This is a genomic window from Paenibacillus sp. JJ1683, from assembly GCF_053006485.1.
In genome coordinates this window covers 5,253,912-5,275,835 of sequence record NZ_CM129820.1, presented here as the reverse complement: position 1 = coordinate 5,275,835, position 21,924 = coordinate 5,253,912, and the positions used below count along the sequence as shown (strand labels likewise).

Annotated in this window: 23 protein-coding genes and 1 riboswitch; all 23 genes read left to right on the top strand. The window is 46.8% G+C overall.

Features of this window, described 5'->3' with window-relative positions; translation table 11 throughout:
- The first annotated feature begins 36 nt into the window (after positions 1-36).
- Positions 37-118: riboswitch (ZMP/ZTP riboswitch) on the top strand.
- Between the two features lie 207 nt (positions 119-325).
- The 23 genes from ACUC6J_RS22675 to mreB all read left to right on the top strand — a co-directional run bounded on the left by ACUC6J_RS22675 (position 326) and on the right by mreB (position 21,845).
- Positions 326-913 (top strand): TIGR01440 family protein, encoded by a 588-nt coding sequence (locus ACUC6J_RS22675; RefSeq protein WP_016822875.1) that lies wholly within the window; start codon positions 326-328, stop codon positions 911-913.
- A gap of 121 nt (positions 914-1,034) precedes the next feature.
- Complete coding sequence (locus ACUC6J_RS22670) at positions 1,035-2,285, top strand: serine hydroxymethyltransferase (protein ID WP_016324828.1); 1,251 nt, start codon at positions 1,035-1,037, stop codon at positions 2,283-2,285.
- Positions 2,286-2,464: 179 nt separating this feature from the next.
- Positions 2,465-3,346 carry a carbohydrate ABC transporter permease gene (locus ACUC6J_RS22665; RefSeq protein WP_019688821.1) on the top strand — a complete coding sequence of 294 codons (882 nt, stop codon included), beginning with the start codon at positions 2,465-2,467 and terminating at the stop codon, positions 3,344-3,346.
- Positions 3,346-4,182, top strand: coding sequence for a carbohydrate ABC transporter permease (locus ACUC6J_RS22660; protein WP_123797734.1), 837 nt, complete (start codon positions 3,346-3,348; stop codon positions 4,180-4,182). Before ACUC6J_RS22665 ends, ACUC6J_RS22660 begins: the two co-directional genes overlap by 1 nt.
- A gap of 15 nt (positions 4,183-4,197) precedes the next feature.
- On the top strand, positions 4,198-5,463 hold the full coding sequence (locus ACUC6J_RS22655; protein ID WP_045244657.1) for an ABC transporter substrate-binding protein: 1,266 nt from the start codon (positions 4,198-4,200) through the stop codon (positions 5,461-5,463).
- A 352-nt stretch (positions 5,464-5,815) separates the two neighbouring features.
- Entirely contained in the window at positions 5,816-6,445 is a 630-nt protein-coding gene (upp, locus tag ACUC6J_RS22650) for a uracil phosphoribosyltransferase (RefSeq protein ID WP_013312332.1), read from the top strand.
- Between the two features lie 110 nt (positions 6,446-6,555).
- The gene (gene wecB, locus ACUC6J_RS22645; RefSeq protein WP_016822881.1) at positions 6,556-7,722 is read left to right on the top strand and encodes a non-hydrolyzing UDP-N-acetylglucosamine 2-epimerase; all 1,167 of its coding nucleotides are present in this window, start codon (positions 6,556-6,558) and stop codon (positions 7,720-7,722) included.
- A gap of 167 nt (positions 7,723-7,889) precedes the next feature.
- A complete protein-coding gene (locus ACUC6J_RS22640) occupies positions 7,890-8,153 on the top strand; it encodes an AtpZ/AtpI family protein (RefSeq protein WP_016822882.1) in 264 nt (87 codons plus the stop codon).
- Complete coding sequence (locus ACUC6J_RS22635; RefSeq protein WP_013312329.1) at positions 8,146-8,526, top strand: ATP synthase subunit I; 381 nt, start codon at positions 8,146-8,148, stop codon at positions 8,524-8,526. Before ACUC6J_RS22640 ends, ACUC6J_RS22635 begins: the two co-directional genes overlap by 8 nt.
- 29 nt (positions 8,527-8,555) lie before the next feature.
- Positions 8,556-9,380 (top strand): F0F1 ATP synthase subunit A, encoded by an 825-nt coding sequence (gene atpB / locus ACUC6J_RS22630; protein WP_016822883.1) that lies wholly within the window; start codon positions 8,556-8,558, stop codon positions 9,378-9,380.
- A gap of 105 nt (positions 9,381-9,485) precedes the next feature.
- Positions 9,486-9,710, top strand: coding sequence for a F0F1 ATP synthase subunit C (atpE, locus tag ACUC6J_RS22625; protein ID WP_007432750.1), 225 nt, complete (start codon positions 9,486-9,488; stop codon positions 9,708-9,710).
- 109 nt (positions 9,711-9,819) lie between these two features.
- Positions 9,820-10,308, top strand: a complete 489-nt coding sequence (gene atpF / locus ACUC6J_RS22620; protein ID WP_013373436.1) for a F0F1 ATP synthase subunit B — start codon at positions 9,820-9,822, stop codon at positions 10,306-10,308.
- The gene (locus tag ACUC6J_RS22615) at positions 10,305-10,850 is read left to right on the top strand and encodes a F0F1 ATP synthase subunit delta (RefSeq protein ID WP_016822885.1); all 546 of its coding nucleotides are present in this window, start codon (positions 10,305-10,307) and stop codon (positions 10,848-10,850) included. Before atpF ends, ACUC6J_RS22615 begins: the two co-directional genes overlap by 4 nt.
- Positions 10,851-10,869: 19 nt before the next feature.
- Entirely contained in the window at positions 10,870-12,384 is a 1,515-nt protein-coding gene (atpA, locus tag ACUC6J_RS22610; protein ID WP_016822886.1) for a F0F1 ATP synthase subunit alpha, read from the top strand.
- A 175-nt stretch (positions 12,385-12,559) separates the two neighbouring features.
- Complete coding sequence (gene atpG / locus ACUC6J_RS22605) at positions 12,560-13,426, top strand: ATP synthase F1 subunit gamma (protein ID WP_025366011.1); 867 nt, start codon at positions 12,560-12,562, stop codon at positions 13,424-13,426.
- Between the two features lie 122 nt (positions 13,427-13,548).
- A complete protein-coding gene (gene atpD / locus ACUC6J_RS22600) occupies positions 13,549-14,949 on the top strand; it encodes a F0F1 ATP synthase subunit beta (protein ID WP_016822888.1) in 1,401 nt (466 codons plus the stop codon).
- 70 nt (positions 14,950-15,019) lie between these two features.
- Positions 15,020-15,433 (top strand): F0F1 ATP synthase subunit epsilon, encoded by a 414-nt coding sequence (locus tag ACUC6J_RS22595; protein WP_016822889.1) that lies wholly within the window; start codon positions 15,020-15,022, stop codon positions 15,431-15,433.
- 345 nt (positions 15,434-15,778) lie between these two features.
- Positions 15,779-16,030 carry a DUF1146 family protein gene (locus ACUC6J_RS22590; protein WP_016822891.1) on the top strand — a complete coding sequence of 84 codons (252 nt, stop codon included), beginning with the start codon at positions 15,779-15,781 and terminating at the stop codon, positions 16,028-16,030.
- 335 nt (positions 16,031-16,365) lie between these two features.
- Positions 16,366-17,721: a UDP-N-acetylglucosamine 1-carboxyvinyltransferase gene (gene murA, locus ACUC6J_RS22585; RefSeq protein ID WP_017427134.1), complete on the top strand. Its 1,356-nt coding sequence runs from the start codon at positions 16,366-16,368 to the stop codon at positions 17,719-17,721.
- 215 nt (positions 17,722-17,936) lie between these two features.
- Complete coding sequence (spoIID, locus tag ACUC6J_RS22580; RefSeq protein ID WP_447249453.1) at positions 17,937-19,376, top strand: stage II sporulation protein D; 1,440 nt, start codon at positions 17,937-17,939, stop codon at positions 19,374-19,376.
- 70 nt (positions 19,377-19,446) lie between these two features.
- The gene (locus ACUC6J_RS22575; RefSeq protein ID WP_016822893.1) at positions 19,447-20,187 is read left to right on the top strand and encodes a M23 family metallopeptidase; all 741 of its coding nucleotides are present in this window, start codon (positions 19,447-19,449) and stop codon (positions 20,185-20,187) included.
- A gap of 200 nt (positions 20,188-20,387) precedes the next feature.
- The gene (gene spoIIID, locus ACUC6J_RS22570) at positions 20,388-20,675 is read left to right on the top strand and encodes a sporulation transcriptional regulator SpoIIID (protein WP_013373425.1); all 288 of its coding nucleotides are present in this window, start codon (positions 20,388-20,390) and stop codon (positions 20,673-20,675) included.
- A 171-nt stretch (positions 20,676-20,846) separates the two neighbouring features.
- On the top strand, positions 20,847-21,845 hold the full coding sequence (gene mreB / locus ACUC6J_RS22565; protein ID WP_016324820.1) for a rod shape-determining protein: 999 nt from the start codon (positions 20,847-20,849) through the stop codon (positions 21,843-21,845).
- The last annotated feature ends 79 nt before the right edge of the window (positions 21,846-21,924 follow it).

Genomic DNA, 21,924 nt, shown 5'->3' with positions numbered 1-21,924 from the left:
TCGACAGTTAATCCGTTAAGATAAGGTGGAAAAATGAGAATCCGATGTAACTGGCGACAAAAGTGGGATTAACCACGATGGAGCATCGGATATACGGCCGGTCGCCTGGGCAAAAGAGCAATTCCACATAGGTGTGGACTGCTCTTTTTTCGTATACGAGCTACAGCAGATCTTCTGTTGCCTTCTTGTTCTTCCATTTTTTCTGCTCGAAATCTGAAACATCGGCTATAATATAGTCAGATTGTGATCAGGAGAGAGTGTGTTGAACTTGGGGCATGGGACCATGCCTAGTCTCTGAGAGGCTGTTCAACCAAAGGAGGTTCCAATGGTAGAACAATTGGATCATGAGATTTCACTCGAAGCACAGACCGCTTCTGTCGTGCGGGAAATTGCAGAAGTGGCCAGTCTTAAAGCTGGTCGCCTGCTGGTTATTGGCGCAAGCACGAGTGAAGTGGCTGGAAGTCGGATCGGCACAGCAGGAGCGCTGGATGTGGCTCAGCAAGTGTTGTCTGGAGTAGAATCCGTTCGCAGAGAGTATGGCTTTGATGTGGCGTTTCAATGCTGTGAGCACTTGAACCGAGCACTGGTCGTTGAACGTTCTCTACTGGAGCGATTAGGCCTGATGGAGGTTGCGGCTGTTCCTGTTCGTACAGCAGGGGGCTCTATGGCTACCGTTGCCTATCGCTCTATGGACGATGCGTGTCTGGCGGCGAATGTGCAGGCTCATGCCGGGATAGACATCGGCGAAACGCTGATTGGCATGCATTTGCGCCCGATTGCCGTTCCGTTTCGCCCAAGCCTTCGCTGGATTGGTGAAGCACGTGTGACGGCTGCGTTCACTCGTCCTCCGCTTATTGGCGGACAACGGGCAGTGTACAGTCTGGAACAAGAAGCCGGTGGAAACTGCGATTAGCATTTGGCATGTCGGCATGTTTGTACTGATCTTTTTTGCATTGATGATGAGGTACCCAACAGAGGAGCAGGCATTTGCTTGTATACCCAACAATTTGACCATGGAGAGGGAGTAATCAATCATGATGGAACATCTGCGTAAAAGTGACCCGGCAGTGATGGAAGCAATGGGGCTTGAACTGAAACGGCAACGCCACAATATCGAGCTGATCGCATCTGAGAATATCGTCAGTGAAGCAGTAATGGAAGCCATGGGCTCCGTGCTTACCAATAAATATGCTGAAGGTTATCCGAACAAACGCTACTATGGTGGCTGTGAGCATGTAGATATCGTCGAAGATATTGCACGTGACCGTGCGAAAGAACTATTTGGCGCCGAGCATGCGAACGTGCAGCCTCACTCTGGAGCGCAGGCTAACATGGCGGTATATCTGGCAGCTCTTCAACCTGGAGATACTGTACTGGGTATGAATCTGGCGCATGGCGGCCACTTAACACACGGAAGCCCGGTTAATGCCTCCGGTTTGTTGTATAACTTTGCTGCTTACGGTGTACGTGAAGACAACTTCCGCATCGACTATGATGAAGTGCGCAAAGCAGCCTTCAAGCACCGCCCTCGTCTCATCGTAGCTGGTGCAAGTGCATATCCGCGTACTATCGATTTTGAAGCCTTTGCTTCCATTGCTAATGATGTAGGTGCTTTATTCATGGTGGATATGGCACATATCGCAGGTCTCGTGGCAGCAGGGATTCACCCTAGTCCAGTTCCTCATGCCCAATTTGTGACAACAACGACACACAAAACGCTGCGTGGTCCGCGTGGGGGGCTAATTCTGACTCGCAAAGCGTGGGCGCAAGCGATTGATAAAGCTATCTTCCCTGGTACTCAAGGAGGACCACTGATGCACGTGATCGCGTCCAAAGCAGTTGCTCTGGGTGAAGCGCTCCAGCCATCATTCAAAACCTATGCGCAAAACGTAGTTCGCAACGCACAGGTGCTGGCTGAAACACTGCTGGCAGAGGGAATCAACATTGTATCCGGTGGTACGGATAATCACCTGATGCTGTTGGATACTCGCAATTTGAATATTACAGGTAAAGAAGCGGAGCATGTATTGGATTCCGTGGGTATCACGGTCAACAAAAATGCCATTCCTTTCGACCCAACGAGTCCGTTCGTTACCAGCGGCATCCGTATTGGTACACCTGCTGCAACTTCTCGTGGTATGGATGAAGAAGCTATGGTTAAAATTGGTAAAATTATTGCTGATACTCTTAAAAATCCAAAAGATGATACTGTATTGTCCAAAGCAAGCCAAGCGGTGGGCGAGTTGACAGATAAGTTCCCGATCTATCCAGGAACACAATACTAATTCATCGCCATTCCTTTTAATCTTTATATGATAAGGCTGTTTTCCTTTCGTTAGCGAAGGGAGAACAGCCTTTTTTTTGATTCCAGACGACTCGAAACTTACGTTTTTGGGTAATAAGCGATTAAAGTAAGGATTTATGCGCATTTTCCTTCATGATCTACGACAAAGGAGTGATTGCATTGAGCCAAAGAAAATCCGCGCAATTATTGCAGCAGCTCATATTTGTAGGACCGATGGCGTTGTTTTTCGTCTTAATTATGGTCATTCCGTTCCTGTTGGGGCTGTATTATTCCATGACGAACTGGGATGGCGTATCTGAACATGTCCGATGGCTCGGACTAGGGAATTACATTCATATTTTTAAAGATGATCCGGACTTCCGTAATGCATTTTGGTTTACGGTCCGCTTTACCGTATGTGGTGTCATTCTAACTAACCTGGTGGGCTTTTTCCTGGCCTATGCGCTTACAAAGCCGTTGCGTACCCGCAATGCACTGCGAACTGTATTTTTTATGCCTAATATGATCGGCGGCTTGCTGCTCGGCTTCATCTGGCAATTTATATTTGTACGCGGCTTTTCAGCGGTGGGAGAGGCCACAGGGCTTTCCTTTTTCAAACTGCCGTGGTTGGGTGATGGGCCTACTGCATTTTGGGGAACTGTCATTGTGTTTGTTTGGCAATACGCAGGTTATCTCATGGTTATTTACATATCCTCTCTAAATAATGTCCCGCATGCTCTTATTGAATCAGCCCAAATTGATGGTGCGAGCCGAAGACAGGTTTTGCGTCATATCGTGGTGCCGCTTATTATGCCAGCAGTGACCGTCTGCTTGTTCCTGGCGATATCCTGGTCCTTTAAAGTATTTGAGCTGAATTTGGCTTTGACAAAGGGTGGACCATTCAAGGCGACAGAGTCTGTAGCGTTGGACATATATAATGAAGCGTTTACAAATAATCGACTTGGATTGGGAACTGCCAAGGCTATGATTTTCTTCGTGGTCGTTGCGATCATTACCAGCATTCAGGTGCGCCTCACGAAGAAAAAGGAGGTCGAAATGTAATGGAAAAAACATCGAACTATCGTTTGAGCACATGGGTAGCTGAAATATTGCTTATTGTGATTGGGTTGATCTTTCTAATTCCGTTCTATTTTTTGCTCGTGAACTCGGTTAAATCTTTTGGAGACATTTTGGCTCATTCCGCTTCGTGGCCGACAACCTTCCGTTTTGAAAACTATGCTAACGCCTGGAATAAAATAAACTTTCCCACAGCACTGGGGAATTCACTGATCGTCACCATCGTCAGCAATGCGCTTTTGCTGCTGATCAGCTCGATGGCCGCCTACCAAATGGTTCGGCATGATACTCTTTTTAATCGGTTCCTGTTCGGTTTACTTGTGGCTGCGATGGTCGTACCTTTTCAATCGATTATGTTGCCGCTTATGGAAGTGTCCAACGTATTGAGCCTGAACAACAGCATACCAGGACTGATTTTGTGCTATCTGGGTTTTGGAGCGCCTTTATCGGTTTTTCTGTTTCATGGTTTTATTAAAACGGTGCCTATTGAGGTTGAGCAAGCGGCGAGAGTAGATGGTTCCTCTCGTTACGGGGTGTTCTTTCGCATCGTTTGTCCACTGTTGCTCCCTATGTTCGTGACCGTACTTATTTTGAATACGTTATGGATCTGGAATGATTATCTGCTGCCTTCGCTCATTTTAAATGATCCTGAGCTGCGTACGATTCCGATTGCGACCTATATGCTGTTTGGTCAATATACCAAGCAATGGGACTTGGCGTTGCCTGCACTGGTGCTCGGAATCACGCCAATCGTTGTGTTTTTTCTGGTGATGCAAAAATATATCGTTTCTGGCATTGCGGCCGGAGCGGTTAAAGGCTGATGGGAGGGTTATCGGATGAAAAAGACAGTGCTGCTTGTCATCTCCCTGATGTTGCTGCTTACGTGTATGCTTGCAGGTTGTGGTAATACAAAGGCTCAACAGAGTGGGACCAAAACGATACACATTTATCAATTCAAAGTGGAGATTTCGGAACCGTTGAACAAACTGAAGGCTGAGTATGAAAGAACGCACCCTGGTATCAAGCTGGATATTCAATCTGTCGGTGGGGGTACGGACTACGCTGCTTCGTTGAAGGCTAAATTCGCCTCAGGCGATCAGCCGGACATTTTCACGAATGAGGGTTACCAGGATCGCGATACGTGGTTTGAGTATCTGGAGGATTTGTCGGATCAGCCATGGGTGAAGGACCTGGACGATTTCGCCCGTAAGCCGATGACGGTTAACGGTAAGATTTATGGACAGCCTATGAACCTGGAGGGATTTGGTTTTGTTTATAATAAGGATTTGTTCAAAAAAGCGGGTATAACCAAATTGCCTCAGACGTTAGATGAATTGGAGGAAGCAGCCAAGCGACTGAAAGCAGCAGGGATTATCCCTTTTGCTAACGGCTATGCAGAATGGTGGGTTCTGGGAAACCATTTTATCAATATCCCCTTTGCCAGACAGCCGAACCCGGAGAGCTACGTTGCGGATTTAAACCAAGGAACTGCTCGCATTCCTGGTAACCCCGTGTTCGATCAGTGGGTGAAGTTGCTTGACCTGACTTTAAAATATGGAAACCCCAATCCGCTCACGACGGACTACAATACACAAGTGACACTGTTTTCAACAGGCAAGGCCGCTATGATGCACCAGGGGAACTGGACGCAGCCGCAAATAGATGGAATTAATCCTAACTTGAATTTGGGTATTCTTCCTACGCCTATAGACAATAATTCTTCCACTGGAGACAAACTGGCTGTGGGAGTGGCCTCGAACTGGGTTGTCAACAAAAACTCGCCTGTGAAGCAGGAGGCAAAGGAATTTCTCAACTGGCTGGTCACATCAGAAACAGGCAAGCATTATATTACCAAGGAGTTTAAGTTCGTTCCTGCCTTCAAAAGTATCACGTCCAGTGACGAGACCACAGGTGATTTGGGTGCGGAAATATCTCGGCACGTGAAGGAAGGCAAGATATGGAGCTGGAACTTCCAGCGCTTTCCAAAGGGGCTAAATCAGGATTTAAGCAGTAGTATGCAAGCCTATATCGCAGGCGTTATTACGAAGGACGAAATGCTTCAGCAATTTCAGGGAGCGTGGGATAATCTTAAGTATAGATAAAGAATATATGCGTGGGATAGCAGAGGCTATATCTCAGGCAGGAAGTTTAGAACTGGTAGGCTTTGACGGTCAAGGACCGTCAGAGCCTTTTTAGTATGATTTCATATGACAAAAGTCACACGTAAATGGGCCTTGCCAAGTATTTTGCCTGTCATATCTTTCCCTTGACAAAAGGTTGCAGTGGCAGGTGTTAAATCAATCAAGGGAATGTTATAATAAACAGGATTTACAGGCACGCATTGCATCTGTGCTTATTTGGTTTGTACAAATAGGTTACATAGATCCTTTCGAATCAGGATGTTCGATATGCTGGTGCGGAAGAACGTGACGATAATACCGGAGGGAATATATTATGGCAAAACTGGTGGTTTGCGATCACCCTTTGATCCAACACAAACTTACATTTATCCGCGATGTGCGGACCAACACGAAAGATTTCCGTGAACTGGTTGATGAAGTAGCAACTTTGATGGCTTATGAAATTACAAGAGATATTCCGCTGGAGAGCATTACGGTACAGACTCCAGTTGCTGAAACTGAAGGTAAAGTGATTTCTGGTCGTATGTTGGGCCTTATCCCGATTTTGCGTGCAGGCCTGGGTATGCTGGATGGTGTCGTAAAGCTTTTGCCTGCTGCAAAAGTAGGACATGTGGGGTTGTTCCGTGATCCTGAGACATTGCAACCCGTAGAATATTATACGAAGCTGCCTACGGATGTAACTGAACGTGAATTGATCGTAATTGATCCGATGCTCGCAACGGGCGGGTCGGCGATCGCAGCGATTGATGTGTTGAAAAAAAGAGGCTGTACTCAAATTAAAATGATGAATCTGATTGCCGCTCCTGAAGGAGTGAAAGCTGTGCAGGATGCGCATCCTGATGTAGACATTTATGTCGCTGCACTGGACGAGCGTTTGGATGATCATGGTTACATCATTCCGGGTCTTGGAGATGCGGGAGACCGCTTGTACGGAACTAAGTAGACTGCTTTTAGCGGTTCGGCACAATCTATGGACGCTAAGACAGATCATCTATCTGAATCACGGAAGATCTGGGAAGCAGACGTTTATTATGAAAAGGGGTTCAACAGAAAATGTCTAAAATTAAAGTGATGACCATTTTCGGTGTGCGTCCGGAAGCGATTAAGATGGCACCTCTCATTTTGGAGCTTCAGCGCCATCCGGAGCATATCGAGTCCGTAGTATGCGTAACAGCTCAACATCGCCAGATGCTTGATCAGGTTCTGGAAGTTTTTAATATCCACCCTGACTATGATCTGGATGTAATGAAGGATCGCCAGACACTCAATGAAATCTCCATACGTGTACTTCAAGGTCTGGAACCCGTATTGCGTGAAGCCAAGCCTGATATCGTGTTGGTTCACGGCGATACGCTGACGACTTTCTTGGCTAGCTATGCAGCCTTTATGCAGCAAATTGAAGTAGGGCATGTGGAAGCAGGTTTGCGGACATGGAACAAGCTTTCTCCATATCCTGAAGAAATGAATCGTCAGCTCACAGGTGTGCTGTCCGATCTGCATTTTTCGCCTACTTCTTTATCGGCTGGAAATTTGCGGAAGGAAAATAAACCTGAATCGCGAATATATGTAACAGGCAATACAGTAACTGACGTGTTTCAGTATACAGTTCGCCAGGACTACGAGCATCCGGTACTGGACTGGGCTCAGGGCAAACGCCTGATTCTCATGACAGCACATCGCCGGGAATCCCAAGGGGAACCGCATCGTCAGATTTTTAATGCGGTTAAGCGGATCGCAGATGAGTTTGAGGATATTGCAATTGTTTACCCGGTTCATCCGAGTCCGGCTGTGAAGGAACCTGCATTTGAAATTTTGGGCAACCATCCGCGTATTAAGCTGATTGATCCGCTGGATGTAGTGGACCTGCACAATTTTTATCCACACACGCATCTGATTCTTACCGATTCCGGTGGTCTTCAGGAAGAAGCGCCTTCGTTCGGAGTACCTGTCCTAGTGCTGCGTGATACGACCGAAAGACCGGAAGGGATTGAAGCGGGTACCTTGGAACTGGTGGGTACAAGTGAAGAGAACGTGTACAATCGGACCAAGGCTCTTTTGACAGATTCCGCGTTGTATGAGTCTATGAGTCAGGCAGCGAATCCTTACGGTGATGGACAGGCATCTGTAAGAATTGTCAATGCGATTTTGCACCATTATGGTGTTCAAACAGAACGTCCTGAAGAATTTCACACAATGTTCACAAAAGGCGTCCGTTCGTAATAATTAATCTTTACAAGGTAAGCATACAGTTAAACTGTACGGTTACCAAGGGATACAGCACTTTTAGATGCTTTGTCGACTGATTTTTATACTTTAGGGCGCTAAAATATCTCAATTGACAAAGCATCTTATATTTAAGTAAAATGGACTGGAATTGCAGGGGTGACATGAGAAAAGTGGTCAAACCTTCCAAGCAAAACAACAACCGAAACAACACCGGAAATGCCTTTAAGGCTATAGGACTGGTGAGCGCGATCGGCATTGATTTGACGATATGCACACTGGGTGGTTTCTATGCCGGAAAATGGCTTGATACCAAACTTGGTGGCTCCGGAATTTGGATTGGCGTAAGCGTTCTCGCAGGCTTGGTTGTAGGCGCATTAAGTATTGCCCTTGTGATCGGAAAGGTATTGAGGGATAACCATGAATGAGATGACCCGTATGCAAAAAATGTTATGGATCGTGGCGCTTGGTATTATGGCTCTGTGTTTCCTGGTCTCCGCCTTCATGCCCCAACATCGTGACATTGCTCACGGAATCATTCTGGGAACGGGAGTAAGCTGTCTAAATGTGCTGTATATGGCCTACAAAATTCGACAGGTTGCGAGTGCGGCCGCCGGTGAAAGAAAGAAGAGAGTGTTTGGTATTGGCTTTGGCGTTCGATTAGGGACCTCAATTTTGGCAGTGGTGCTGGCTATAGAATTCCCGGCCTATTTCCATGAGATCGCTGTAATGGCAAGCTTGGTGACCGGACAATTCCTTCTGTTAATTATAGGCATCATATTCGCGCTTCAGGAAAAATGATAGCTCAACTGAGAAAGGGGTGAGAAAACATGTTGCATGAATCACCGATTATCCAATTGGGCGGGTTTAACATTGACTTGTCCGTCATTATTATGCTGGTTGTGACCTGCGCGATTGTATTTGGACTGGCATTTGCTGCAACGCGCAATTTGTCTGTGGACAATCCGAGCAAGTTGCAAAATTTTATGGAATGGGTCGTAGAATTCGTTCAAGGACTGATTTCCAGCACGATGGATTTGAAAAAAGGGAAGCCATTCCTCTCCTTGGGGATGACGCTGATCATGTTCATTTTCGTGGGCAATATGCTGGGTTTACCGTTCGGCATTGTGACTGAATTCGATAATGTGCAAAGTGCCCAAGTATTTGGACATGAAATCATTCCAGTCAAAGAAGCATTAGAACAAGCACAGGCGTCTCACCCGGGCGAAGCTGCCCATGTAGGTATCAGCTGGTGGAAATCACCTACCGCAGATGCAGGGGTATCCATTGGACTGGCATTGATGATCTTTGTCCTGGTTCATTTCCTGGGGATCTTCCGTAATACCAAAGCTTACTTCAAGCATTACGTTCAGCCATTTCCGTTCTTTTTGCCAATTAACTTGATTGAGCAGTTCTCAAAACTATTGACACACGGTATGCGTCTATTCGGTAATATTTTTGCCGGCGAAGTTTTGATTAGTGTTCTGCTGAAAATGACAGCACTTGGTGTGGGAGGTATGGTTGCTTCCGTATTGGGACTCGTAGTCTGGCAGGGATTCAGTATTTTTGTCGGCAGTATCCAAGCGTTCGTCTTTACGATTCTAACGTTTGTATATATTTCGCAGTCCATTGACACGCATGAAGAAGAGCATTAGACAAGCACGTTTTCCGGTTTTTAGTTAAGTTCAGGAGTACGCTTCGCGCTTAACTGCAAATACATGTAAAACACAAATACACATCACTAAGGAGGATTTTTTAAAATGGGAGTTTGGGCATATATCGCAGCTGCAATCGCAGTAGGTTTGGGCGCTTTGGGCGCAGGTATTGGTAACGGTCTGATCGTAAGTAAAACAGTTGAAGGTATTGCTCGTCAGCCTGAAGCTAAAGCAACATTGCAAACGGTAATGTTTATCGGTGTAGGTCTGGTCGAAGCCCTGCCAATCATCGGGGTCGTTCTGGCATTCATTTTCTACGCAGGTGCTTAATTGAATGGAAGCAAGGTTTGGCGGGGAAGGCACAGCCATCCGCGCCTTCTTTGTTCGTTTGAACATGAAAGACCCAGAACCGACGTTCACCGGAAAGGAGTGACTTCAATTGAGTTTAAATTGGACAAGTATCGTTTTCACTATCATTGCATTTTTGATCTTGTACTGGTTACTGACGCGCTATGCATTTGGCCCTCTCTTTTCCGTTATGGAAAAGCGGCGTCAACTCGTGTTACAGCAAATGAATGAGGCGGCACAAACACGTGAACAGGCTGTTGCTTATGTTGAGGAGCAAAAGCAGGCTCTCCAGCAGGCGCGTAAGGAAGCCTACGATATTATAGAGCAGTCAAAACAAACAGGTAACAAGCAAGCGGAACAAATTATTATTCAGGCCAAAGACGAAGCTGTCCGCCTGAAAGACGAAGCTGTTCGTGAAATCACAAGCGAGCGTAATAAGGCAGTTGCCGAATTGCGCAGCGAAGTGGGTAAAGCTTCGGTACAAATTGCTTCCAAACTGATTCAAAAGGAAATTAAGGAAGACCAAGTCCAGGGAGAGCTTGTCGACCAATACCTTAAAGAGGTAGGAGGCAAAGCATGAGCCGAGATACGGTAGTTGCCAAACGGTATGCGAAAGCTTTGTATGAAGTAGCAGAGCAGGAGCAAACCATTATGGAAACCGAACAGGAGCTACGTGCCTTTGTAGAAGCTGTATCGGGGGATGCTGAAATCCGTAAATTCATTAATTCTCCTAACATTACGGAAGCAGTCAAGCTTCAGGTTCTGGCTAGCAATTTTGAAGGCAAGTTGTCTGCGTCGCTGATTAACACGATTAAGCTGCTGATTCAGCGCAGTAGAGCAGATTTGTTCGAATCTCTCCTGGCCGGATATCTCGATATTCAGGAATACAAGCTGGGGATTGCCCATGCTAAGGTGTATTCGACTTATGCTTTAAGTGATCAGGAAAAAACAGCGGTAGCCGAGGAATTCGGAACCCGTGAACATAAAACAATCCGTGTGGAAAATATAGTGGACCCGAGTCTGCTGGGCGGATTGAAAGTGGTTATCGGCGATACACTGTACGACGGCAGTCTGGCCGGCAAGCTGGATCGTCTCGAGAAATCCTTTAACAGACGAGTATAGAAGATAGGGGTGAACACACTTGAGTATCAAACCTGAGGAAATCAGTTCATTGATTAAAAGTCAGATTGAACAATATAAAAATGATATCGAGGTCGTTGAAGTCGGCACTGTTGTTGAAGTCGGCGACGGTATTGCCCGCGTCTACGGACTGGAAAAAGTTATGGCCGGTGAATTGGTCGAATTCGACACTGGCGTATTGGGCTTGGCGCTCAATGTGGAAGAGAGCAATGTCGGTGTTGTTATTTTGGGTCAATTCTCCGACATTCGCGAAGGTGGTCAAGTAAAACGTACAGGTCAGATCATGCAAGTCCCTGTAGGCGAAGCAATGATCGGACGTGTAGTTAACCCGCTGGGACAACCAGTAGACGGTAAAGGACCGATTGCTACAACAGAATTCCGTCCGGTTGAAAGTCAGGCTCCAGGCGTTATGGCCCGTAAATCGGTACATGAGCCTATGCAGACAGGGATTAAAGCTATTGATGCGATGGTTCCGATTGGTCGTGGTCAACGTGAGTTGATTATCGGTGACCGTCAAACAGGTAAAACTTCTATCGCAATCGATGCTATTTTGAACCAAAAAGGCAACGGCATGAAATGTATTTATGTTGCTATTGGTCAAAAACAATCCACGGTTGCTCAAGTTGTTGAAACATTGCGTCGTCATGGTGCGCTGGAATACACGATTGTCGTTACGGCATCTGCTTCCGAACCATCACCATTGCTGTACATTGCTCCTTACTCTGGCTGTGCCATGGGTGAGTACTTTATGTACAAAGGCGAGCACGTCCTCGTTGTTTATGATGACTTGACTAAACAAGCGTCTGCTTACCGGGAACTTTCCCTGTTGCTGCGTCGTCCACCGGGTCGTGAAGCATATCCGGGTGACGTTTTCTACCTGCACTCTCGCTTGCTGGAACGTGCAGCGAAGCTGAATGATGAGCTCGGTGGCGGATCACTTACCGCATTGCCGTTCATCGAGACACAGGCTTCCGACGTTTCTGCGTATATTCCAACTAACGTTATTTCCATCACGGATGGACAGATCTTCCTGGAAGCTGACTTGTTCTATGCTGGGCAACGTCCGGCGATCAACGTAGGTATTTCCGTATCTCGTGTAGGTGGCTCCGCTCAGATTAAAGCGATGAAAAAGGTTGCAGGTTCCCTGCGTCTGGATCTCGCTCAATATCGTGAGCTTCAAGCGTTCTCCCAATTCGGGTCCGACTTGGATAAATCCACTAAAGCCCGTCTCGATCGCGGTGCACGCATGATGGAAATTTTGAAACAAGGTGTTAACCAACCGCTTGCTGTAGAGCAACAAGTAGTGAGCTTGTATACTGCTGTAAAAGGCTTCCTCGATGATATTCCTGTAGCGGATGTAAAACGTTTTGAAAAAGACTTCCTGTCTTTCATGGAGTCCGATCATCAGGATGTGCTTCAATCTATCCGCGACACGAAAGACTTGGTTGCTGATAATGAAGCAGCTTTGAAGGCAGCTATCGAGAAATTCAAAAAATCATTCGCCACGTCGGTTTAATACATTGGAATTTGCCTGTTTATGATGAAAGATGTCCTAAGGAAGCGTACCCTCTGGGTTGTGGCTTCCTTGGCATGTTTTACCCTCACTAACAGGCCCTTTAACATATGTCCGGCTGGATTTGAATCTTACGAAGTTAGCTTTGGCTTTGTCAAAGCTTGAAGGTGGTGAAATCATGGCAAAAGGTATGCGCGAGATTAAACGTCAGATTAAAAGTGTGCAGAGTACGAAGCAGATCACGAAAGCAATGGAAATGGTCGCTGCATCCAAGCTGAGAAAAGCTCAGGAAAAAGCGGAATCGGCTCGTCCTTACTCGGAAAAGCTTAAAGAAGTTGTGAGTAGCATTGCTTCTGGAGCGAATAACATCAAGCATCCAATGCTAGAGACGCGTCCAGTTAAAAAGACGGCTTATCTCATCATTACATCTGATCGTGGTCTGGCTGGTGGTTATAACGCCAATATTTTGCGACAGGTTACGCAGACGATTGCTGAACGTCACCGTTCACAGGATGAATTTATGATTTTCATCATTGGGCGAAAAGGACGGGATTATTTCAGACGTCGTGAATTTCCTATCGCTGAATCGGTAACAGATCTGTCAGATACACCTGCATTTGCAGATATCAAAACGATTGCTAGCAAGGCAGTACAAGGCTTTGAACTTAAAGAATTTGATGAGCTTTATCTATGCTATAACCGCTTTGTCAACGCATTGACTCAAATTCCAACAGTTGATCGTTTGTTACCGATGGCAACACCGGATTCTGCTACGACTTCATCCTCAATTAACTATGAGTATGAACCTTCACCAGAAGGTGTGCTTGAAGTATTGCTACCGCGTTACGCGGAAACGCTCATTTACGGCGCTTTGCTGGATGGTAAAGCAAGTGAGCTGGGAGCGAAGATGACGGCAATGGGATCAGCTACGAAGAATGCTACCAAGTTGATTGGAGAGCTTTCCTTAACCTATAACCGTGCTCGTCAAGCGGCTATTACCCAGGAAATTACGGAAATTGTCGCAGGGGCTAACGCTCAGTCTTAATGCGACTTCTTGCGACTGTTTTATAACAGGGTCTACACTATTATGTATAAATTGCGGGCGCAAAACAAATCAGAATGGTTCGGATTTGCGGCTGTGCAAGCTTGTAGGAGGGAAACCAAAAGATGAACAAAGGACGCGTAGTGAGCATCATGGGTCCGGTTGTCGACGTTGAGTTTGAACGTGGGCAGCTTCCGGAAATTCTGAATGCCATTCATATTGGGACTGTGCTGGAGAGCGGAGTCAAAATTGATCTGACGCTCGAAGCTTCAAAACATCTAGGTGACAACCGTGTGCGTTGTATTGCCATGTCTTCCACAGATGGTTTGGTTCGTGGAGCTGAAGCAATAGATCTGGGAGCGCCTATCTCGGTACCTGTCGGCGAAGCTACTCTTGGACGTGTATTTAACGTGCTTGGAACGCCAATTGATAATGGTGCTGATATGAGTGAAACGGCTAGAAATCCGATTCACCGTCAAGCGCCTTCTTTCGAAGAATTGACAACTCAAGCAGAGATGCTCGAAACTGGTATTAAGGTTATCGACTTGCTGGCTCCTTATGCCAAAGGTGGTAAAGTCGGATTGTTTGGTGGTGCTGGTGTAGGTAAAACCGTAACCATTCAAGAATTGATTAACAATATCGCTCAGGAGCATGGTGGTATTTCTGTATTCGCAGGTGTAGGTGAACGTACACGTGAAGGAAATGACTTGTACCATGAAATGAGAGATTCCGGCGTTATCAACAAAACAGCGATGGTGTTTGGACAAATGAACGAGCCTCCGGGTGCGCGTTTGCGTGTTGCCCTCACAGGTCTGACGATGGCTGAGTATTTCCGTGATCAAGAAGGCCGTGACGTGTTGCTCTTTATTGATAACATTTTCCGCTTTACCCAAGCAGGTTCTGAGGTTTCTGCCCTGTTGGGACGTATGCCTTCCGCAGTAGGTTACCAGCCTACGCTGGCAACTGAGATGGGTCAATTGCAAGAACGGATTACTTCTACTAAAAAAGGTTCAGTTACTTCCATTCAGGCAATCTACGTGCCTGCGGATGACTACACTGACCCGGCTCCTGCTACGACGTTTGCCCATTTGGATGCTACAACAAACCTGGAACGTAAAATTTCCGAAATGGGTATTTACCCAGCGGTTGATCCACTCGCATCAAGCTCCCGTATTTTGGCTCCAGACGTTGTGGGTGAAGAGCATTATAATGTAGCGCAAGGGGTAAAACAAATTTTGGCCCGCTACAATGAGCTTCAGGATATTATTGCGATCCTGGGTATGGACGAGTTGAGTGAAGAAGATAAAATGCTGGTAGCACGTGCCCGTAAAATCCAGCGTTTCCTTTCACAACCTTTCCATGTTGCCGAAGCATTTAACGGCTTCCCGGGTAAATATGTGCCGGTTAAAGAAACTGTACGAAGCTTCAAAGAAATTTTGGAGGGCAAGTATGACCACCTTCCAGAAGCGGCCTTCCTTTTTGTAGGAGCCATCGAAGAAGCAGTTGAAAAAGCTAAAACGTTGTAAACATACAGGCAGAGAATAGCCGAGCCTTACGAAGTGAGCTGTCTGTGGACAGCTTCCAGGAGGGATTCAAGTGAGCACGTATTTACTAGAGATTGTGACGCCGGAGCGCCTGGTCTATACGGAACAGGTAAACAGCATCAGTGTTCGCGGCTCGGAAGGCGATCTTGGGATTTTACCAGGACACCTTCCCTTGGTCACTCCCTTGAAGATTGCACCGATACGTATTAAAATCGGTGGTCAAACTGAAGTGATCGCGGTCAATGGGGGCTTTGTTGAAGTCCGCAAAGATAAAGTGGTCATTTTGGCTGAGAGTGCGGAACGTTCCGAAGATATTGATGTGGAGCGTGCCCGTGCGGCAAGGGAGCGGGCAGAACTGCGGCTCCAGAGCAAGCAGGAACAGATAGATCATCATCGGGCAGAAGTCGCTCTGCAACGGGCGCTTAACCGATTGAATGCTACAAGTATCAGAACCAATAAGAATTAATATTGGATTTTGAGTGGAATTTTAAAAGGGTTCGGCATAGTATACGGATGGAATGACAAAGAGACCACTTCATAACTTCTGCCCAAGAATGCCTGCAGAAGGTAAGTGACGCCTTTGCTTCCTTCGATCACTGTGATCGAGCCCTTTTTTAGCTGTCTTTTCCAAAAATATAGTCCTATTTCTTGTTTGATGGCTAGGTATTTAGTACCTTTTAAATTCGCGAAACAGAAGTGATTATTCACATTTTGTCGAAATAAATGTACTGGAAACAGAAATAGCACTGGCATATTAGGCGCTCGCCGAGTATTATAAAGAAGTCTGTGACGCAGATGGGAGGAATTACGGATGAACGGGAAGCAGCAGTTGGCTGAACAGTTAAGTCAATCGGCGAGTATGACCGCGCTGATCTCCATGATCGTATCGCTCGTCTGTATAGCGTTAGCTTGGTGGGCTTTGCAAAGCTTAAAGCTGGATTTGTTAATCCGGCAACCCAAAGGACCGCAGGGCAGATTGCTGCACTTGTTTCTTGCTATAATTTTGGGACAGTTGGTTTCTGGTTTCTTGTTGAACTACATCTCTTGGAGCCAGATGCTCTAGAATTTGTTTTAACATGAAGTAGGCGGGTTATATGATTTTATGATTGTGGATGTTGCAGGAATTGTCGAATAACATCGTGCCATATTGTTAACAATGGTAAACAAAAGAACCATACATGTATAACTGGCTCAATCAGTTAGAACGCAATGGTCGTCAATGGTCGTCAAGTACAAAAAAACGCTTGTATACTTGTTTTAATCAGTGGTATGATGGCAGTTAGGGTATTAGTAAAATCTTGTTTTTTTATGTAATGAAAAAGCAAGGCATGAAAATAGCGGAATATGTTCTTTTTTTCAAAAATGGAAAAGAGAAATGACGCGCGGAGGGAACCATAGATGAGCAAATTTATCGTCCGCGGTGGCAACAGATTGACCGGGAGTGTCAAAGTCAGCGGAGCCAAAAACTCAGTTCTGCCGATCATCGCCGCTTCTCTGTTAGGAGAAGAAGGAGAAAGTGTTATTATGGATGCACCTCCTCTAGACGATGTGATGACCATTAACAAAGTGCTGGAGTCCTTAGGAGCAGGCGTTACATACCAAGACGAGGTCATTCGTGTTGACGCGCGGAAGATAATTTCCTGTGAAGCCCCTTACGAGTGGGTTAGGAAAATGCGCGCATCATTTTTGGTTATGGGGCCATTGCTTACACGTTTGGGACGTACAAGAATCTCGCTTCCAGGCGGATGCGCAATTGGAACAAGACCTATTGATCAGCATTTGAAGGGGTTCGAAGCGTTGGGCGCCGAGATAAGCTTGGGCCAGGGCTTTATTGAAGCTAAAAGTAACGGTCGTCTGCGCGGAGCTAAAGTTTATTTGGATGTAGCCAGCGTAGGAGCAACCGAGAATATTATGATGGCCGCTACTCTTGCTGAGGGCGTAACTACCATTGAGAATGCTGCTAAGGAACCTGAGATCGTTGATCTCGCCAACTTCCTGAATGGCATGGGAGCCAAAGTACGCGGTGCAGGCACAGGCGTAATTCGTATAGAAGGCGTCGAGAAGCTGCATGGTGTAAAACATACGGTCATTCCCGACCGGGTAGAAGCAGGTACTTATATGGTTGCTGCTGCGATCACAGGCGGGAACGTATATGTAGAAGGCGCGATATCCGATCATTTGGGACCGGTTATATCCAAGATGGAAGAAATGGGTGTAACGATTCAACCCGATGAAAATGGTATTCGTGTCATTGCGGATAAGCCGCTAAAGGCCGTTGATGTTAAAACGCTGCCTTATCCTGGGTTTCCGACCGATATGCAGTCTCAAATGATGGCACTTCAACTTGCCGCTGAAGGAACGAGCATCATTACGGAAACTGTGTTTGAAAATCGTTTTATGCATGTGGATGAATTTCATCTCATGAATGCGGAAATTAAGGTCGAAGGTCGTTCGGCGATTGTAACTGGCAATGCTAAGCTGACGGGTGCGAAAGTAACCTCGACAGATTTGCGTGCAGGAGCTGCGTTAATTCTGACCGGACTTATTGCGGAAGGTACAACGGAGGTATCTGGCGTTCATCACATCGATCGTGGTTACGTTCATTTGGCTGAGAAACTGACTGGATTGGGAGCGGATATTTACAGAGTGACTGTAGATGAATCCAAACTGGATCATTCGGCCAGCACAGAGCGCGTTGTGGCAGAAGAAACGTCAGGGAATCTGTTCAAGAAGATTCAACCTTCCCTCGCCTAACCTTTAACGTATTGGCATAGGTATTAACTTGAACCATTAGAACCAAGTCCGAAAGGACTTGGTTTTTTTGTGTTTTTGCTGCCTGTCTTTTTCATTCTTTCAGTTCTCTCAAAACGGTTCTATCAAAGTGGACGACCTCATATGATTGAGAATATCTGCTGGAGTATATGTGTACTTTAGCCGGACACTTAACCCTTTGATGGAGGTTTCAGCTTATGAAAGATTCACAGGTTCGCATCCGTATACCAATACATCATCCTAAGGAACATCGCCAGGCCTCACTTGCGAAGGAAAGCTCTGGCTCTATAGCAACTTCGTTGCAGAAAAATAAGCTTATGCAGCAGCAACCAGGCACAACAGGCGCATTGCCGCCTATCGCCAAGACCCATCGGCGTACCACAGCGTTGACTTCCACTATACACACTGTCGGTGCGATGCTTCCTGACACTGGAACAGCTCCCGGTAACACATACGACGCAAGCAGGCGGCAGGGACCGCAGCCGCATCTGCGGCCTGTAGCCGGTCGAGCCCCACGTTGGGGGAGCCGCCGCCCATGGCTGCCCTTTGCCGCCATGGCAGGGGTGCTGGTGCTTGCCATGGCTGTGCCCGCACTAATGGCATGGCCTCGACAGGCAGTGCAGCCTTTGCCGTCTGGGAGCCGCACAGCCGCACCCGCGCAGCCTAATACGGCGGCAAAGAGCGAGGCGCCCGTTACGCGCCTGCCGGGTGTCCCGCCGATGCCAGCCGTACCGGCTGCTCCAGCGCGCAGCGTGCCGGCTGCGGCAGAGCCGGACGTGCGGGTGTACGTCACGTCTACTGGCCGGACGGAGACACTGCCTTTGGAGCAATACATTGTCGGCGTAGTAGCAGCTGAAATGCCGCCCAGCTTTGAGGAAGAGGCATTGAAGGCACAGGCCATTGCCGCGCGTACCTTCATTACCCGGCGTTTGTTGGCTGATGATACCAGTGGTGCCCCGGCGGGCGCAGATGTGACAGATACCGTTAAACACCAGGCTTACATCTCCAAAGCTAAACTTACTAGAGAATGGGAGCATTCTGGTAAATCCGCAGATCTGACTAAAATTCGTCAGGCTGTACGCGACACCAAGGATACAATCATGGTATATGATGGCAAACCCATTACAGCTTCTTTTTTTTCTACCAGCAACGGCTATACCGAAAATTCAGAGGATGTATGGGCGAAGGCCGTGCCCTATTTACGAAGTGTGTCCAGTCCATGGGACAAGCAGTGGGCTCCTCGTTTTACAGAAACCGTTACACTGAGTCGTCAGAGCGTGTTCGATAGATTAGGATTGAGTCGTGCTGCGGTCACTGCTTCTACTGGAGGGGGGAGTATGCCAGAGATTCGTATACTCTCCAAAACAGAAGGGCATCGCATCAAAAAGATTGAGGTGGGAGGTTCGGTCTTTACGGGACCGGAGATTCGTAACAAACTAGGGCTACGATCGGCTGAATTTACGTGGAAGACCGAAGGGGATCGGATTGCTATAACGACCTACGGTTATGGCCATGGCGTCGGTATGAGTCAGTGGGGAGCCAATGGAATGGCCAAGGAAGGACATACGGCCACTCAGATTCTTCTTCACTATTATACTGGCATTTCTTTTGCGAATGCCTCTCGTATTCTAAGTTAGTAAATTTTTCGTAACTTTGAAGTATAAAAGAGTTGCGCCCGGTAACACTGGTTACTGAGGTGATGAGCAAATGAGTGAACAAAATAAAAACCAGAACCAAAATCATGAAGATACACCCAAAACCTTTCAGGGTGGAAGAGCTTCACGGCCGTCTTCGTGGAAAAAGCTGTTGTCCAAAAGGTGGGCATACCCGGCAGCCTACATTGCCGCAGCAGCCATTATACTAACCTTAGTGTGGGTCTATCAGGATGCTAGCCATAAGTCTTTCAAACCTGACCCAGCTAGTCCATCGGTACAAAGCACAAGCGCAGTGAGTACCGATGTTAACGAACAACAACCAGAAAGTGTGGAGGTTGTTGCTCAGTCGGAAAATATCGCATGGCCGGTGGCAGATGCTAGCGCAGTGCAGGTCGTTAAGCCTTTCTTTGACGAAAACGCGACGGCTGATGAGCAAGCGGCAGCTATGGTAGAGTACGATAAAACATTTACCGCTAACACCGGGATTGACCTTTCTCGGTCCGACGATCAGGCGTTTGAAGTGAGAGCTGCACTGAGTGGGAAAGTATCCCGTGTGGAACAACATCCGCTGGTAGGTAACGTCGTAGAAATCACGCATGATAATAATCTCAAAACAGTGTACCAAAGCTTGAGCGATCTGAAAGTAAAAGAAGGCGATCAAGTGAAACAAAATGATGTGATTGCTTCAGCAGGTCGCAATGAGCTCGAAAAGGATTTGAAAACACATCTGCATTTTGAAGTGTACCAGGATGACAAGCCGGTGAATCCAACAGGTCTGCTTCCTAAAAAATAAATGGGTCATAGCTTTGCATGCAAAGCGGGGAATTCATATTCCCTGCTTTTTTCTTGTGTAGTTTTAGCGCATAAGGTAAACATAAGCTACTTTTGCCAAATAAATAGGCCTTCCGAAGCATGTCTTACCACCAAACCGCGAATATATAGGCACGCTCCTCATATAATGTACCAAACTATCCACAGTAGGGAGGCGGGAGCGTGCACGATTACATCAAGGAACGGACCATCAAAATCGGTCGCTGTATCGTGGAAACAAGGAATACGGTCCGTACGATTGCCAAGGAATTTGGTGTCTCCAAGAGCACGGTGCATAAAGATCTGACCGAACGGCTGCCTGAAATTAACCCGGATCTTGCCGATCAGGTGAAGCACATTCTCGAATACCATAAATCCATCCGCCATCTGCGGGGGGGTGAAGCGACGAAAATTAAATACAAAAAAACGAGTGGGAAAAGAAGGGGAATTCTTGTTTCTGGCAAGTCCTAAAAATATATAGTGAATTGGCTGGCAAAGCCATTGAATCAACCCCCTGAAGTATGATATGTTAAAAGATGGTACAAGACGAAAAATGACATGTAACCGTAGGTTTATACATATATTTGCCGCTTCTTGTCGAATCTTAGCTTTTTAAAATATCACTTTGGGGGCCTTTTTAATATGTTCAGTAATGATATTGGTATCGACCTCGGTACGGCCAACGTGCTTATCCACGTCAAAGGTAAGGGGGTTGTTCTTGACGAACCTTCCGTTGTTGCGATAGAAAGCGATACAAAAAGAGTTCTGGCTGTCGGAGAGGAAGCACGCCGTATGGTAGGACGTACTCCTGGTAATATCATAGCCATCCGTCCATTGCGTGATGGTGTCATCGCCGATTTTGAAGTAACGGAAGCGATGTTAAAATATTTTATTAATCGGGTAGGGGGTAAAAGCTGGTACAGCCACCCTCGTATTTTGATTTGTGCGCCGACGAACATTACCTCAGTGGAGCAAAAAGCGATTCGTGAAGCGGCGGAGCGTAGCGGGGCGAAAGAAGTATTTTTGGAGGAAGAGCCAAAAGCGGCTGCCATCGGGGCCGGAATGGATATCTTTGAGCCTAGCGGCAACATGGTCGTAGATATTGGTGGCGGAACAACAGACGTTGCAGTCCTCTCTATGGGAGATGTTGTAACAGCTTCTTCTATTAAAATGGCAGGGGACAAATTTGATACAGCCATCATGAAATATGTGAAAACGAAGTACAAGCTTCTCATCGGGGAACGTACGGCTGAGGATATCAAGATTGCTATCGGAACCGTGCATCCGAGCGGACGACGTGCTGAGATGGACATCCGTGGACGGGATATGGTATCCGGATTGCCCAAAACGTTAAGTATTTCCGCGGAAGAAGTGCAGGACGCGCTGAGAGATCCCGTGTCAGCGATTGTAGCTGCAGCTAAGTTTGTACTGGAGCAGACGCCACCGGAGCTATCAGCCGATATTATTGACCGTGGTGTCATTTTGACTGGCGGTGGTGCGTTGCTTAGCGGTTTGGACGAGCTGCTTGCTGAAGAATTGCGTGTTCCAGTGCTGGTTGCCGAAGATCCGATGCATTGTGTCGTTAAAGGTACAGGAATTATGCTGGATAATTTGGATCATGTGGTTAAGAAAAAGTTCTAATCTGCCGATAGTGACTATAAGAGACTCGTGTGCGGTCAGGCAGGTTGCCTAGCATTTTGGCTTTAGTGCCTCCATGCGA